Below are 14980 nucleotides of genomic sequence, written 5' to 3'. Positions count from 1 at the left end.
CATGACCTCCACGACCCCCATCGCCCTCGGCCTCATGGGCATGTCCGACATGTACGGGCCGGCCGACGACGCCGAGAGCATCGCCACGATCCACGCCGCGCTCGACGCCGGCGTGACGTTCCTGGACACCGGCGACTTCTACGGGATGGGACGCAACGAGCTGCTGCTCGGCGAGGCGCTGCGATCCGGCGGGATCGATCGCGACGCCGTCACGATCAGCGTGAAGTTCGGCGCCCAGCGCGGTCCCGACGGCGCGTGGATCGGCTACGACGCCCGCCCGGCGGCGGTGAAGACCGCGCTGGCCTACACGCTGAACCGGCTCGGCACCGACCACGTCGACGTCTACCGCCCGGCGCGCCTGGACCCGGCGGTGCCGATCGAGGAGACGGTCGGGGCGATCGCCGAGCTCGTCGCGGCCGGCTACGTCCGCAGCGCCGGTCTCTCCGAGGTCGGCGCCGACACGATCCGGCGCGCCGCCGCGGTGACCCCGATCGCCGACCTCCAGATCGAGTACTCGCTCATGTCGCGCGGGCTGGAGACCGAGATCCTGCCCGTCACGCGCGAGCTCGGGATCGACATCACCGCCTACGGGGTCCTCTCGCGCGGCCTGCTCTCGGGGCACTGGCGCGCGGACCGCGAGGTCGGCGCGACCGACTTCCGCGCCCGCTCGCCGCGCTTCCGCGGCGAGAACCTCGAGCGGAACCTCGCGCTCGTGGAGACGCTGCGCGGCGTCGCCGAGGCGCAGGGCGCGACCGTCGCCCAGGTCGCGATCGCGTGGGTCGCCGCCCAGGGCCGCGACATCGTCCCGGTGATCGGCGCCCGCACCCGAGAGCGGCTCGCCGAGGCCCTCGGGGCCACGGAGGTCCAGCTCGACGCCGACGCGCTGGAGCGGATCGCGGCGGCGGTGCCCGCCGAGGAGGTCGCCGGGGACCGCTACGACGAGCACAGCATGGCCGCGCTGGATTCGGAGCGCTGAGGCGCCGAGGACGGCCGGCGCGCTGGGCGATCCGTCCCAGCGCGGGTCGTTCGACGGTCGACGACGTACGCTTCGCGGCCACGAGCGGGCGAGTCGATCTCGCCGGCAGAGGGCGAAGATGCACGGACACGGGACGACGGACGGCGACGCAGGCTCATCGGGACCGCGGTCGCTCGCCTCCTACGACGACCTCGCGCTCCACCTCTGGACCCCGGGACCCGGCCGGCTGCTCGTGCAGGTCGACCGATCAGCGGTCGACCTCCTGCCGGCCGCCGCGGCGCAGCTCGTCGCCGGACTGGAGGGCGCCCTCGGGTACCGATCGCAGACGGCGCCGACCTTCACGGCGCGCCTGCGGTGGTGGATCCCCGGCCAGCACGCCGACGGCGACCGACCGCAGGGCCTCTTCATCGAGGACCCCTGCGACGGGCGCCTCGGCCTGGCCATCGATCGTCCGCACGTCCCGGACGCCGACGTGGACCTGCCGGCGCTGGACTGGTTCGCGACCGCTCCGTCGGCGGTCGAGACCGTCGCCGACGCGGGATGGGTCACCTCGCGCACGACGTTCCGCCTCGATCGCTGCCGCGAGATCGTCGCCGCGCTGCGCGGTGCCTGGTCCGAGCCTGCGGGCACCGATCCGGGGGGTGGCGTGGCGAGCGCGGCGGACCCCGACGGGGCGGATCGCGCCGGTTCCCCGGCCCCGTAGCCCGGACCCCGCGTTCGGCCGGGTCGCGCCGTCGGGGACCACGACCGTGCCCGGAGCTCGGGCGAGGCGGTCGGCGGCCGCGGGATCCCGTGACGTGGGCACCGTCGCCGCGCATCGCGGCGACGCGCCCTGGGCTACGCGCCCGGGTCGACGGCGACCGCCTGCACGACGGCCCGCATGTCGTAATAGTCGACGTGCGAGGCGAGCAGGCCGTCGTCGGTGAGCCCGCACCAGGCCACGCCCTCGACCGAGAAGGCGGCGCCGTTGGTCTCGTGCACGCGGTCGCCGAGCCGCAGCCGGCCGGACGCGGTCCCCGACCAGGTCCAGCGCGCCGCGAAGCCGTCCGCGTCGCCGTGGGCGGCGGTGAACCGGATCGCGCTGTCGGGGGCGAACCGGAGCATGAACCGGTAGAAGCGCGCGATCTCGTCGTGGCCGTGGAAGTCGAGGTCCGACCCGTCGTCGCGGTACAGGGCGTCCGGCGCCATCAGTGGCAGGAGGCGGTCCGGGTCGCCGCAGCTCCAGGCCGTGCTCCACGCGTCGAGGAACTCCTCGTCGCCGTACCGAGGGATCTGCTCCACCCGCGTCATGCCCCGATCCTGACACATGTCAAACGACCGCGGCGCATCATCGCGGCGGACGCGCGGGAGGAGCCGCGACCGCCCGCCCGGCCCTCAGCGCGGAGGCTGCGGTCCGGCCGCCCCCTGGACGTCACCGTCCGTCGCGAGCCGCCGCGGGGCCAGCAGGCGCGGCGTCCGCCACGCGCGCGGCCCGGCGAGCTTCACCGCCGCGGGCAGCAGCACGAGCCGCACGAGCGTCGCGTCGAGGAGCACGGCGACCGTCAGCCCGACGCCGAACTGGCGCAGCGTCGAGATGTCGGCGAGCGCGAGCGCGATGAACGCCCCGCTCATGATCGTGGCCGCGCCGGTGATGATCCGCGCGGTGCCACGGATCCCGTAGCGGATCGCCTCGTCGGGGTCGCCGGTGAGGGCGAAGCCCTCGCGCATCCGGCTGATGATGAAGACGGCGTAGTCGATCGAGAGGCCGAAGACGATGCTCAGCATCCCGAGCGTGATGATCGCGTCGAGGAAGCCGGGGCCGCCGAGCACCGGCGCGTCGCCCTGGAAGAGCAGCGCGAGCACCCCGAACGCCGCGAGCACCGTGGCGACGTTCAGCCCGACCGCGATCGCGGCGAGGATCATCGAGCGGAAGATCACCGTCAGCGCGAGGAGCGTCAGCAGGACGAGCGCGACGATCAGCGGCAGCAGGCGCTCGCCGCTGACGCGGTCGAAGTCCTGCAGCGCCGCCGCCGCGCCGCCGACCGACGCCTGCAGGCCGGACTCGCGCTCGAACCGCGCGGCCTCGCGCTCGAGCACCGGGCGCAACGGCGCGCCGTCGTGGCTCTCGTCCGTTCGCGGGACGACGATGATGTCGGCCGCGTCGCCGCCGCGGTCGACGTTCACCACGAGCCGCGCCGCGCGGCGGTCCGCGGCGGGAGCGCTGTCGATCGCCGCCAGGAGCAGGTGCCCGGAGCGCGTCAGGTCGGAGATCCGCGCGGTGGCCCGCAGGCGTCCCTCGAGCTCGCGCGTGCGCCGCTCGCCGCCGGAGACGCCGGACGCGATCCGGTCCACGCCGCCGGTCAGCTGCGCGCTGCGGCTGCTGCCGTCGCGCAGGCCGCCGGCCAGCCGATCCGCGCCGCCGCGCAGGCTCCGCGCGCCGGCGTCCAGCTGCGTGGCGCCGGCGCGCAGCCGCCCGAGCCCCGTCTCCAGATCGCCGCCGCCGCGCCCGAGCGTCGCCAGGCCGGCGGCGAGCTGCGCGGAGCTGCGCCGCAGCGTCGTCGTCCCGCTCCGCAGCGCCGCGACGCCGCGATCGAGGCGCCCGACGCCCTGCTGCAGCGCGTCGATGCCGGCCGCCAGCCGGTCGGCGCCGGCGACCGCGTCGCCGAGTCGACCCGCGAGCTGCGCGAGCCCGGCGTCGAGGCCGTCGTACCCCGGGCGGACGGCGGCGCCGGTCCGCGGGTCCCGCCCCGACACCGCGGCCTGGGCGGTGCCGACCGCCTCGTAGAGCCGGCGGTAGCTCGGATCGATCTTCGACGTCGGCGCCATGCGGTCGAGCTCGCGCAGCGCGCGGCGCAGCTCGGCGTCGGCGCGCTGCGCCGGCTCGCGCAGCTGCGTCGCCCCGGCCTGCGCCGTCCGCAACCCGCCGGCGAGCTCGCGTGCGCCGTCGCGCCCCTGCCCGGCGCCGGTCCGCAGCGCGTCGAGGCCCGTCGCGACCTCGCGCAGCCCGCGCCCGGCGCGTCCGACGCCGGCCTCCAGCGCCCGCGCGCCGTCGTCGGCGCGGTCCAGGCCCTCGACGATCGCGGTGGCGCCGGTCCGCGCGCGGTCGATGCCGGCCCGGAGCCGGGCCGTCGCGTCGGCCGAGCGGGCGCCACCGTCGCGCAGGGCCGCGGCGCCGGCGGCGGCGTCGTCGAGCCCCGAGCGGAGCGTCGCGATCCCGCTCCCGACGCGCCGCATCCCCTGCTCGAGCCGCCGCTGGTCGCGGCGACCGTCGCGCAGCGCGGCGCGGGCGTCGTCGAACCGGTCGGGGATCCGCTGCAGCTCGCGGTCGGCGGCGCGCAGCTCCGCGGGGCCGATGACCGTCTCGACGCCGCGGTGCCGGATGAGGCGGTCCTGCAGGCGGCCGAGGGCGCGCAGGCGGGCCGGGTCGGTGATCGACCCCCGATCGGCGGTGACGACGAGGTCGAAGGGCGCCATCCAGCCGGGTCCGAGGGTGGAGCGGATCGCCTCGTAGTCGCGGCGCTCGAGCGCGGAGGCGGGCAGCGTGCGGACGTCGGGCGGGCCCGTCTGCAGCCCGAGGGCCGGCACGGCGAGCAGGAGCAGCAGGCCGCCGACGAGCGCGGCCGCCAGCCGCGGGCGACGCAGGGCGCCGAGCGCCAGGCGGCCGGCCGCGCCCTCGCCGCGCGCCGCCCGCGACGCGCCGAAGCTCCAGCGGTCGATCCGCGTGCCGAGCAGCGAGAGCAGGGCGGGGAGGAACGTCACGGCACCGCCCATGCTCAGGATCGCGGCGACGGACGCCCCGACGGCGCCGGCGACGAGCAACGACCCGGGCGAGAGGGCGAACGACGCGAGCAGCGAGACGAGCAGCGCCGCGCCCGCGACGAGCACGGTGTGCCCGGCCTTCGAGGTCGCCTCGACGGCGGCCTCGACCGGGGTCCGACCGGCGTCGAGCTCCTCGCGGAACCGCGAGACGATGAGCAGCGCGTAGTCGACCCCGAGCGCGAGCCCGAGCATGCTGCCGATGCTCAGCGCGATCGCGTCGAGCTCGACGACCTCGTTGACGAGCCCGATCGTGCCGCGTGCCGCCGCGATCGTCATGAGCCCGAGGAGCAGCGGCAGCCCGGCGGCGACGACGCTGCGAAAGACGAGCAGCAGGACGATGAGCAGCAGCGGCGCGGCGATGACCTCCGCGCGCGTCAGGGCATCGAACGAGCTCTCGTTGATGCCGTTGCCGACGTCGGCGATGCCGGTCAGGTGCCCGCGCACGGGCGCGCGGAGCTCGGCGACCATCTTGCGGACGGCCGGCACCGTGTCGCGCGCCTGGGTCTCGGTGTCGGCCTCCTGGCGCACGACGATGACGCCGGCCCGGCGGTCGCCCGCGGCGCGGGTCCCGTCGCCGCGCCAGGGGTCCAGCGCGACCGTCCGGGGCAGGCGCTCGATGCGGCGGGCGAGCCGGATGCCCTGCGCGCGGACCTCCGCGGTCGGACCGCGCAGCACGACGGTCATCGGCGCCCCGTCGCCGAAGCGCGCCGACCGCTCCTGGTTGGCCTGCGACGCCGAGCCGGGGACCTCGAGGCTCGAGCCGTGAAGCCGGTCCTCGACGCCGATCCCCTGGACGGCGAGCAGCACGATCAGCGCGCTCCAGAGCGCGATCACCGTCCGCGGGCGGGCCATCACGGCCCGGGCTGCCCTCATGCCTGGCTGCTCCTCGTCGTCCGCCGCGTTCAGATACTCGCCGGTATCTGATGACGGGAGGAGGAGCCTACCCGCCGGTCGGTCCGCGCGTCGCGTCGTGTGCGCGACGTCACCGAACGTCGGTGTTCGTGAACGGCGTCGGCGGCCGGTCGGCGAGGCGGCGCAGGGCGTCCGCCGTCGCCGATCCGGGCTCGGCGGTCGCCAGCAGCAGGGTCAGGCCGTGGTCGGCGCGCAGCGTCGCGGCCTCGAACGTCAGCTCGAGCGGGCCGACCTCGGGGTGCAGGAAGCGGTGGCGGCCGGCCGCGGGCAGCCGGACGTCCTGCTCGTCCCAGATCGCCGCGAACGCCTCGCTCGCGTGCCGCAGCTCCTCGATCAGCGCGGCCGGGCCCGGGTCGTGCGGCGCGGCGCTCGCCTCCGCCCGGAGGATCCGCACGGCGTCGCGGGCGGTGTCCTCCCAGTCGGGCGTGAACGTCCGGGCCGCCGCGTCGAGGAAGAGGAACCGCAGGTGGTTCGGCGGCTCGCGGGGAGCGTCGAAGATCGGGGCGTAGAGGGCGCGGCCCAGGTGGTTGGCGCCGAGGTAGTCCCAGCGGCGGTTGCGCACGAGCGCGACGCCCGCGAACGTCTCGAGCACCCGCTGCACGTGCGGTCGCAGCGCGGTGGTCGGCGGATCGGGGTCGGTGCCCGTGCGCGCGAGGCCGAGGAGGTGGGCGCGCTCGGCGTCGTCCAGCTGCAGCGCGCGGGCGAGCGCCGCGAGCACCGCGTCCGAGGCGCCGTCGAGGTCGCCGCGCTCGAGCTGCACGTAGTAGTCGACGCTGATGCTCGCGAGCGCCGCCACCTCGCTGCGCCGGAGACCGGGCACGCGGCGTCGGCCGCCCCCGGGCAGGTCGATCCCCGCCTGCTCCGGCGTGATCCGCGCGCGACGCGAGACGAGGAAGTCCCGGATCTCCCGGCGCCGATCCACCGCGCACAGCGTATCCGCGGTCGCCCGGCGCGCGGACCTGGCGCGTCGCAGAGGGGTGCTGAGAACCCCTCGCGGGCAGGTCGGCGGCGATCTACCGTGAACGTCATGACCGAGACCGTGGACCTCGCCACCACCCCCGGCACCACGACCGCGCGCGCGGTCGGGACGTTCAGCGCGGACGGGCCGCTGGAGCCGCTGGAGATCGCGCGGCGCGTCGTCGGTCCGCGCGACGTCCGGATCGACATCCGCTTCTGCGGGATCTGCCACTCCGACATCCACTTCGCGCGCGGCGAGTGGGGACGGGTCCCCTATCCGGCGGTGCCGGGGCACGAGATCGCCGGCGTGGTGGCCGAGGTCGGCGCGGAGGTCGAGGGCTTCGCCCCGGGCGACCGCGTCGGCGTCGGGTGCATGGTGAACTCCTGCCGGGAGTGCGAGAACTGCCGCGACGGCAAGGAGCAGTACTGCCTGGCCGGCAACACGCAGACCTACGGCTCGGTCGACCGCGACGGCACCGTGACCTACGGCGGCTACTCCGACCACGTCGTCGTCGACCAGGACTTCGTGCTGCGGATCCCGGACGGCCTGGAGCTCGACGCCGCCGCCCCGCTGCTCTGCGCCGGCATCACGACCTACTCGCCGCTGCGCCACTGGGACGCGGGGCCCGGCAAGCGCGTGGCGGTGGTCGGCCTCGGCGGCCTCGGGCACCTGGCGGTGAAGATCGCCAAGGCGCTCGGTGCAGAGGTGACGGTGCTCTCCCAGTCGCTGCGCAAGCAGGAGGCGGGTCTGGCGCTCGGCGCCGACGGGTACTTCGCCACGAGCGACGACGCGACGTTCGACGAGCTCGCCGGGCGCTTCGACCTCATCGTGAACACCGTCAGCGCGAAGCTCGACATCGGGCGCTTCCTCGGACTGCTGCGCACGGACGGCGCGCTGGTGAACGTCGGCGCGCCGCCGGAGCCGCTGCCGGTCCCGGCGTTCGCCCTGCTCCTGCAGCGACGGACCTTCGCCGGCTCGGCGATCGGCTCGATCGCCGAGACCCAGGAGATGCTCGACTTCTGCGCCGAGCACGGCATCACCGCGGAGATCGAGCGGATCTCGGCCGACCAGGTGAACGAGGCATGGGAGCGCGTCCTCGCCTCCGACGTCCGCTACCGGTTCGTCATCGACAACGCGACGCTGCCGGCCGCGGGCTGAGGCCCGGCGGGGCGGTGCGGCCCCCGAAGGGCGCGCCGCCCTCGAGGTGCTGCCATCGCGCCGGGCGGGGACGGCGGGAACCTCCTCGGCGCCTTGGCCTCCCGGAGCCCGGGGAGGGTGGGCGCCGTCGCGAGCAGGAAGCGCCTCCCGGGGCGGACCGTCGCCGACGCGGAGGAGGTTCACGCCCCGCTCGTAGCTCGTCGCCGGGCCGTCGCGACCCGCCCGGCAATCCGCTCGTCGCGGCCCGCCGACCGGTCGCGACCGCCGTCGACCTCGTGCTCCGCTTGTGGAGGCGCACGATCCGGGCCACGCGTGCCGATCGCCCGGAGGCCGCGTCCGCCTAGAGTCGGGCCGTGCCGATCGCCGCTCCCGCCGAGGACCGCAACCCCGCCGAGGGCTGGCCGACGCACGAGCAGGCGCCGTGGTTCGCGGAGGACCTGCCGGTCGGCGTGCCCCGGACGCTGGGCCGGTGGCGGCTCACGGCGGAGGAGATCGTCGACTTCGGCCGGCAGTGGGACCCGCTGCCCTTCCACGTCGACCCCGAGGCCGCTGCGGCCTCGCCGTTCGGCGGGCTGATCGCCAGCGGCCTGCACACGATGGGGGTGGCGCAGCGGCTGCTCGTCGAGGGGATCCACCGCCACGTCGCGCTCGTGGCCGGCCGCGGGGCGTCGGGCGTGCGCCTGCCGGCACCGGCCCGCGCCGGCGCGCTCGTGGAGGTCGGCGTCGTCCTCGTCGCCGTCGAGCCCTACCGGGACGACCGGGCCGCGGTCCGCGCGGACGTCGAGGTCCGCGGCGTCGCGGAGGGCGAGCTGCTGCTCGCCTACGAGGTCGACTTCGTCGTCCTGCGCCGCGGTTGAGCGCGCACCGCAGGCCACCGGGCCGGAATGGCGTCGCTCCGCCGGTGGTCGTGGCGGGGGCGCCCACGGGGAACGATGCTCAGCCGGCGAGCCAGTCCTCGACGAGCCGGCGCGCGATCGCCGATCGTGGCGGCAGCACGAGGCCGTCCCCGGGCGGCAGCTGCTCCCACGACGTGTCGCCGTCGTCCACCGCCGCGGCGGCGGCGACGTCGTCCCGCTCGAACCAGCGGGCGTCCTCGAGCTCGTCCTCGACGCGGATCTCGCCGCCGTCCCACGGGACGAGGAAGCCGATCATGAGCGACGCGGGGAAGGGCCACGGCTGGGAGCCCGCGTACCGCGGAGCGCCGACGCGGACGCCGGCCTCCTCGCGGACCTCGCGGGCGACGGCCTCCTCGAGGCTCTCGCCCGGCGAGACGAACCCCGCGAGCGCCGAGTACCGCCGCGCCGGCCAGGTCTCCTGGCGCCCGAGGAGGACCCGGTCCCCCTCCTCGTCGACGACGAGCATGATCACCACCGGATCGGTCCGCGGGTGGTGCGTCGTGCCGCAGGCCCCGCACGCCCGCAGGATCCCGCCCTCGCCGACGGTGGTCGGCGCGCCGCAGACCGCGCAGTGGCGGTGGTTGCGGTGCCAGTTCAGCAGGCCGGCCGCGTAGGCCACGAGCCCGCCGTCGGCCTGGGGCAGCACCTGGGCGGCGGTTCGCAGCCCGACGCGGTCCGGGGCGTCGGGCGCGGGCTCGCCCCGCGGGCCGCCGGCGCCGACGAGCGGCGCGCGCCGTCCGGGCCGCGGCGGGTCCTCGTCGACGACGAACAGCGGTCCGCGTGCGTCGAGGCCGAGGAGCAGCGCGTCCTCGCGGCCGGCGTCGAGCGCGTCGAGCGGCACCCGCTCGATCGCGCCGTCGCGGGCGCGGACGCCGGCGTCGCCGAGCACCACCGCTCGGGCGCGAGGATCGGCGCGCTGGGCGGCCAGCCAGTCGGCGTCGCGGCGCCGATGGTCCTCGGCCCGGTCGATCTCGGCGCCGGTGAGCGCGTTGGGGCCCGTCATGCTCGGAACCTAGCGCCGTGGGCCCCGCGCCCCGCGGCGGCCGAGGAGCTAGCGTCGTGCCCATGCTGCCTCCGGCGATCACCGAGCCCGCCGCGGCGGCCGTCGCGCGGCTGCGCGAGCGGGGCGAGACCGTCGCCGTCGCGGAATCCGCCGCGGGCGGCCTGATCGCCGCCGCGCTCGTCGCCGTGCCGGGGGTGTCGCGGGCGTTCCGGGGCGGGGTGGTCGTCTACCAGCTCGACGCCGCGCGGATCCAGCTGGCCGGCGACGTCACCTGGCCCGAGGGCGAGCGCAGCGCGACCGAGCCGTTCACCGCGTGGCTGGCCGCGGCCGTCGCCGCCCGCCTCGGCGCGGATTGGGGCGTCGGCGAGACCGGGGCCTCCGGGCCGGCGGGCAACCCCTACGGCGACCCCGCCGGCCACGCGTGGACCGCGGTCCACGGTCCGGCCGGTGCCGGCCGGACGCAGCACGTCCTCACCGGCGACGACGACCGCCAGGCGAACATGGTCGCGTTCGCCGCCGCCGCGCTGCACCTGCTGCGCGACGCGCTCGACGCGCCGGCCTGACGCGCGGGCCTGCGCGCACGCTCGCCCTCGATCGCTCGCGTCGGCCGCGGTCCCCGGGCGCCCGCTCGCACGGCCCCGGAGCACCCTCCCCGGCCGGCCGGGCGGGCGTCTGAGGAGCCCGTCGCGCGCCGCGGCGTAGGCCGTCGGGACCGTCGGCCGGAACCCGAGCTCGTGCGCCAGCGCGACCCATCCGTCCCGCCCAGGGCGACTCGAGGGGCGCGGCCGACCCCTCGATCGGCGTCCCGCCGAGCTCGGCCATCTGCAGCACGGTCAGCGGGCGACCCTGCAGGAGGCGACGGCCGCCAGCGACGCGGCCGAGGCGCGGCTGCTGGCGGTGCTCGACGACGGCGACGAGGAGCGGTTCCGCGAGCTCCTGCGTCGCGTCGTCGCCGGCGGGTGAGCCGCGACGACCGGCCGGCGGAGGTGGCGCTCGCGCTCGGTCGTCTCGTCGCGGGTCGCCCGGGGACCGGGGTCAGGGGCGCAGGACGACCTTGCCGCGGATGTCGCCGGAGGCCATCTTCGCGAACGCGCGCGGCGCGTCCTCGAGCGGCAGGACGTCGTCGATGTCGGGGGTGATGCCCTTCGCCGCGAGGAACGCGATGAGCTGCTCGAGCTCGGCGCGGGTCCCCATCGTCGAGCCGATGATGCGGAGGTTCAGCGCGAAGATCCGCGCGACCTCGGCCTCCGCCGTGTAGCCGGCGGTCCCGCCGCTGACGACCATCGCGCCGCCCTTGCGCAGGCTGCGCAGCGAGTGCTTCCAGGTCGCCTCGCCGACGGAGTCCATCACCGCGTCGACGCGGTCGGGCAGGCGGGCGCCGGGCTCGAAGGTCGCCGCGGCGCCGTGCGCCTCGGCGAAGGCGCGCTTCTCCGCGCTGCGGCCCGTGGCCCAGACGGTCACGCCGGCCGCCGCGGCGAGGGTGATGAGCGCGGTGCTCAGACCGCCCGCGCTGCCCTGGACGAGCACGGTCTGGCCGGGCTGCACGCCGGCCTGGGTGAAGAGCATCCGGTAGGCGGTGAGCCACGCGGTCGGCAGGCACGCGGCCTCCTCGAAGCTCAGGCCCGCGGGCTTGGGGAGGAGGTTGCGCTTCGGCACGGCGACCCGCTCGGCGAGCGTGCCGGGGTGGTGCTCGCTGAAGAGCGACAGCCCCGGGTCCAGCGCCTCGTCGCCGAGCCACTGCGGGTCGTTCACGACGCCGTGCACGACGACCTCCCGGCCGTCCTCGGTCACGCCGGCGGCGTCCGTGCCGAGGATCATCGGCAGCTGGCCCGCCTTCAGCGCCACGCCGGTGAGGCTGAAGACGTCGTGGTGGTTGATCGACGCCGCCTTCACCGTCACGACGGTCCAGTCCTCGCCGGGCAGCTGGGGCTCCGGCTGCTCCCCGACGACCACCGCGGCGGCGGGGTCCTCGGCGTTGAACGACTCGACGTAGACGGCGCGCATCGCTCCACCCTCGCACAGCCGGGCGGCGCCCGGACCGTGCCGCCACCCCCTGGACACCGGAGCCGGACGCGCTGTATTGACGAGTGTCAGAAAAACGGACTAGGCTCCGCCCGGACCACGCCCGGAGGAGCGACCGCACGATGCCCAACCGCCGACTTCAGATCGCCTGCGCCGCCGCGGGCCTCGTGGCGCCGCTCGTCGCGCTCGCGGCGCTCTTCGGCAGCGGCCTCTTCCCGCCCGAGCCGGCGAACCGCACGGCCGCGGAGATCGCGTCGTTCTACGCGCACCACGGCGACCTGAAGATCGCCGGGGCGTTCATCGGCTTCTGCGCCGTATCGCTCGCGGCGCCGCTCGTCGCCGTCATCGGGCTGCGGCTGTTCCGGATCGAGGGTCGCCACCCGATCGCCTCGTTCGTGCAGATCGTCTCCGGCGCGGCGACGGTCGTGTTCCTCTCGATCCCGCTGCTCATCATGCTCGTGGCGGCGTTCCGCCCCGACCGCGCACCGGACACGACCCAGGCGCTGCACGACCTCGCCTGGATCCTGTTCCTCATCCCGGTCGGGCCGTTCATCCTCCAGAACACGGCGATCGCCGTGGCGATCCTCCGCGACCGCCATCCCCGGCCGGTCTATCCGCGGTGGGTCGCCTGGGCGAACCTCGTCATCGCGGCCTCGTTCGTCCCCGACGCGCTGCTGGGCTTCTTCAAGAGCGGGGCGTTCGCCTACCAGGGAGCCGTCGCGTTCTGGATCCCGACGGTGACCTACGGGCTCTGGCTGAACATCATGGCCATCACGACGATCCGGGCGATCCGGGCGGAGGCGCGGGAGGACGCCGAGGCCGCGGCCCCGACGGAGGCGGCCCCGGCGGCCGGGCCGCCGGTGCCCGCGGGCGTGTCGTGACGCGCGAGCTGCCGTCCTTCCTCGTCGACCGGGACGCGCCGCCGGTCGTCGCCGCTCCGGCGCCCGGCGGCGTCGCGGGCCCGCCGCGCGCGTCGGTGCCCGGCGTCCCGGGGGAGCCCGGGCTCTGGATCTTCCTGCTCGTCGACATGACGATCTTCGCCGTCTTCTTCGGGGCGTTCCTCGTCGGTCGCGCGGACGAGCCGGCGGTCTTCGCGGAGGGCCGGACGCACCTGAGCGTCGCGCTCGGGACCGCGAACACGCTCGTCCTGCTGGCGAGCTCGCTCGTCATGGCCCTCGCGGTCCGCGCCCACCGCGCCGGCGACGCGCCCCGCGCGCGGCGGCTGATCGCGACGGTGCTGCTCGGCGGCCTGCTCTTCGTCGCGTTCAAGGCGATCGAGTGGCAGGCGCTCCTCGGCGACGGCCACCCGCCGGCGAGCTCGTCGTTCTTCACGTACTACTTCGCGATCACCGGGGTCCACCTGCTGCACCTCGTCGCGGGGGCGGTGGTCCTGCTCGTCGTCCGCGCGCGGGTCGGCGCCGGGGCCGCCTCGCGCGGGCTCGTCGAGGGCGGTGCGAGCTACTGGCACATGGTCGACCTGCTCTGGCTCGTCATCTACCCCGTCGTCTACTTCGCGGGGGCGACGTGAGCGCGACCGGGACCCGCCGGCTCGTCGGCGTCTGGGCGGCGCTCGTCGTCGCGACCCTGCTCTCGTGGCTCGCCGGCGACCACCACGGCCTGGACTCCGTGCGGCTGGGCGTCGCGCTCGCGCTCGCGCTCGCGTTCGTGAAGGTCCGCTACGTCGCGCTGGACTTCATGGAGCTGCGCACGGCCCCGCCGCCGCTGCGGTGGGCGATCGAGCTCTGGGTCCTCGTCGTGGGGATCGGCCTCGTCGGCCTGTACCTGCTTGCGTGACGTGCGCCGGGCGGATATCAGGACGGGGGACACCGACCCGAGGGGAGAGGGCGATGGGCGAGGCACCGACGACCTGCGTGATCGGCGCGGGCATCAGCGGGCTGACGGCGGGCAAGGCGCTGGCGGACGCCGGCGTCCCCTACGCGTGCTTCGAGGAGTCCGATCGGATCGGCGGCAACTGGGCGTTCGGCAATCCCAACGGCAAGTCGAGCGCCTACCGGTCGCTGCACATCGACACGTCGAAGGCGCTGCTGAGCTTCCGCGACCACCCGATGCCGGACGACTACCCGGACTTCCCGCACCACACGGAGATCAAGCGCTACCTGGACTCCTACGCCGAGCGGTTCGGCCTGACCGAGCGGATCCACTTCGAGAACGGCGTCGAGCGCGCCGAGCGCCTCGAGGGCGGCGGCTGGCGGATCACCACGCAGGACGGGGAGGCGCGGCTCTTCGACGCGCTCGTCGTCGCCAACGGCCACCACTGGGACCCGCGGATGCCGGACTTCCCCGGCACGTTCGAGGGGGAGCAGCTCCACTCCCACCACTACGTCGATCCGGAGACGCCGCTGGACCTGCGCGGCCGGCGGATCCTCGTCGTCGGGATCGGCAACAGCGCCAGCGACATCGCGTCGGAGCTCTCGCAGAAGACGCACCGCAACGAGGTGACGATCTCGACCCGCTCGGGCGCGTGGATCGTGCCGAAGTACGTCTTCGGCATGCCGGTCGACCGGATCGCCCGGACGCTGCCCTATGTCCCGCTCTCGTGGCAGCGGCGCGCCGTGCGCCACCTGCCGCGGCTGCTGTCGGGTCGTCCGGAGCGCTACGGGCTGCCGACGCCGAACCACCACTTCCTCGAGGCGCATCCGACGACCTCCAGCGAGCTGCTGCTGCGGCTCGGGTCCGGTGACGCGCGGGCGAAGCCCGACGTCGCGCGGCTCGACGGGCGCCGCGTGGAGTTCGTCGACGGGACGAGCGACGAGTTCGACGTGATCATCCACGCCACCGGCTACGCGATCACCTTCCCGTTCTTCGACGAGGCGTTCCTCAGCGCGCCCGACAACCGCCTGCCGCTCTACAAGCGGCTGTTCCGGCCGGGGATCGACGACCTCGTGCTCATCGGCTTCGCGCAGGCGGTCCCGACGCTGTTCCCCTTCGTCGAGACGCAGTCGAAGATCGCCGCGGCGTACCTCGGCGGCACCTATCGCCCGCCGGACGAGCGGGAGATGCGGCGTCGCCTCGCGGCCGACGAGGCGCGGATGAACGCGCACTTCGTGCGCTCGGCGCGCCACACCCAGCAGGTCGACTTCTTCACCTACGACCGCGAGGCGCACCGCAAGGAGCTGCCGGAGGGCCGCCGGCGCGCCGCCGCGCTCGGGCCGGTCCGGCTCGCCGGGCGCGCCGCCCGGCACGCCGCCGGCGCGGGCGCGGCCTGACGACGCGCCCCGCGCCCGCCGCGGCCCCAT

General features: G+C 75.9%; 14 protein-coding genes. 9 read left to right on the top strand and 5 right to left on the bottom strand.

Translation table 11 applies throughout. The features are described 5' to 3' along the window. The first annotated feature begins 1 nt into the window (after position 1). Together SK069_RS16760 and SK069_RS16755 are read left to right on the top strand one after the other, a co-directional pair. A complete protein-coding gene (locus SK069_RS16760) occupies positions 2 to 976 on the top strand; it encodes an aldo/keto reductase (RefSeq protein ID WP_319955399.1) in 975 nt (324 codons plus the stop codon). A gap of 118 nt (positions 977 to 1094) precedes the next feature. Further along, complete coding sequence (locus SK069_RS16755) at positions 1095 to 1679, top strand: hypothetical protein (protein WP_319955398.1); 585 nt, start codon at positions 1095 to 1097, stop codon at positions 1677 to 1679. A 134-nt stretch (positions 1680 to 1813) separates the two neighbouring features. On the opposite strand, the gene SK069_RS16750 is transcribed toward SK069_RS16755, so the two are convergent. From SK069_RS16750 to SK069_RS16740, 3 genes are all read right to left on the bottom strand, one after another. Next, positions 1814 to 2266 (bottom strand): nuclear transport factor 2 family protein, encoded by a 453-nt coding sequence (locus SK069_RS16750; RefSeq protein ID WP_319955397.1) that lies wholly within the window; start codon positions 2264 to 2266, stop codon positions 1814 to 1816. A gap of 84 nt (positions 2267 to 2350) precedes the next feature. After that, complete coding sequence (locus tag SK069_RS16745; protein ID WP_319955396.1) at positions 2351 to 5647, bottom strand: MMPL family transporter; 3297 nt, start codon at positions 5645 to 5647, stop codon at positions 2351 to 2353. Between the two features lie 109 nt (positions 5648 to 5756). Continuing rightward, positions 5757 to 6608 carry an MmyB family transcriptional regulator gene (locus SK069_RS16740; RefSeq protein WP_406628309.1) on the bottom strand — a complete coding sequence of 284 codons (852 nt, stop codon included), beginning with the start codon at positions 6606 to 6608 and terminating at the stop codon, positions 5757 to 5759. A 105-nt stretch (positions 6609 to 6713) separates the two neighbouring features. On the opposite strand from SK069_RS16740, the gene SK069_RS16735 reads away from it, so the two are divergent. Both SK069_RS16735 and SK069_RS16730 read left to right on the top strand, forming a co-directional pair. Beyond that, positions 6714 to 7802 (top strand): NAD(P)-dependent alcohol dehydrogenase, encoded by a 1089-nt coding sequence (locus SK069_RS16735; protein ID WP_319955395.1) that lies wholly within the window; start codon positions 6714 to 6716, stop codon positions 7800 to 7802. Between the two features lie 353 nt (positions 7803 to 8155). Beyond that, positions 8156 to 8659: a MaoC/PaaZ C-terminal domain-containing protein gene (locus SK069_RS16730; protein ID WP_319955394.1), complete on the top strand. Its 504-nt coding sequence runs from the start codon at positions 8156 to 8158 to the stop codon at positions 8657 to 8659. A gap of 79 nt (positions 8660 to 8738) precedes the next feature. On the opposite strand, the gene nudC is transcribed toward SK069_RS16730, so the two are convergent. Further along, complete coding sequence (gene nudC / locus SK069_RS16725) at positions 8739 to 9701, bottom strand: NAD(+) diphosphatase (protein ID WP_319955393.1); 963 nt, start codon at positions 9699 to 9701, stop codon at positions 8739 to 8741. A gap of 62 nt (positions 9702 to 9763) precedes the next feature. Between nudC and SK069_RS16720 the strand changes: the two genes are divergently transcribed. Beyond that, entirely contained in the window at positions 9764 to 10264 is a 501-nt protein-coding gene (locus SK069_RS16720; protein WP_319955471.1) for a nicotinamide-nucleotide amidohydrolase family protein, read from the top strand. A 472-nt stretch (positions 10265 to 10736) separates the two neighbouring features. Here SK069_RS16720 and SK069_RS16715 read toward each other — a convergent pair whose 3' ends face one another. Continuing rightward, entirely contained in the window at positions 10737 to 11705 is a 969-nt protein-coding gene (locus tag SK069_RS16715; protein WP_319955392.1) for a zinc-binding dehydrogenase, read from the bottom strand. Between the two features lie 140 nt (positions 11706 to 11845). Between SK069_RS16715 and SK069_RS16710 the strand changes: the two genes are divergently transcribed. The 4 genes from SK069_RS16710 to SK069_RS16695 are packed head-to-tail and all read left to right on the top strand — an operon-like array spanning position 11846 to position 14950. After that, positions 11846 to 12604, top strand: coding sequence for a hypothetical protein (locus SK069_RS16710; RefSeq protein WP_319955391.1), 759 nt, complete (start codon positions 11846 to 11848; stop codon positions 12602 to 12604). Beyond that, a complete protein-coding gene (locus SK069_RS16705) occupies positions 12601 to 13251 on the top strand; it encodes a cytochrome c oxidase subunit 3 (protein WP_319955390.1) in 651 nt (216 codons plus the stop codon). Before SK069_RS16710 ends, SK069_RS16705 begins: the two co-directional genes overlap by 4 nt. Beyond that, the gene (locus tag SK069_RS16700; RefSeq protein ID WP_319955389.1) at positions 13248 to 13517 is read left to right on the top strand and encodes a cytochrome C oxidase subunit IV family protein; all 270 of its coding nucleotides are present in this window, start codon (positions 13248 to 13250) and stop codon (positions 13515 to 13517) included. The genes SK069_RS16705 and SK069_RS16700 overlap by 4 nt, the downstream gene beginning before the upstream one ends. 53 nt (positions 13518 to 13570) lie before the next feature. After that, the gene (locus tag SK069_RS16695; protein ID WP_319955388.1) at positions 13571 to 14950 is read left to right on the top strand and encodes a flavin-containing monooxygenase; all 1380 of its coding nucleotides are present in this window, start codon (positions 13571 to 13573) and stop codon (positions 14948 to 14950) included. Positions 14951 to 14980 lie beyond the last annotated feature (30 nt).

The sequence above is a fragment of the Patulibacter brassicae genome, assembly GCF_033949425.1.
Lineage (GTDB): Bacteria > Actinomycetota > Thermoleophilia > Solirubrobacterales > Solirubrobacteraceae > Patulibacter > Patulibacter brassicae.
Note: the sequence above shows the minus strand (reverse complement) of the source record. Positions and strands in the feature narration are given on the sequence as shown.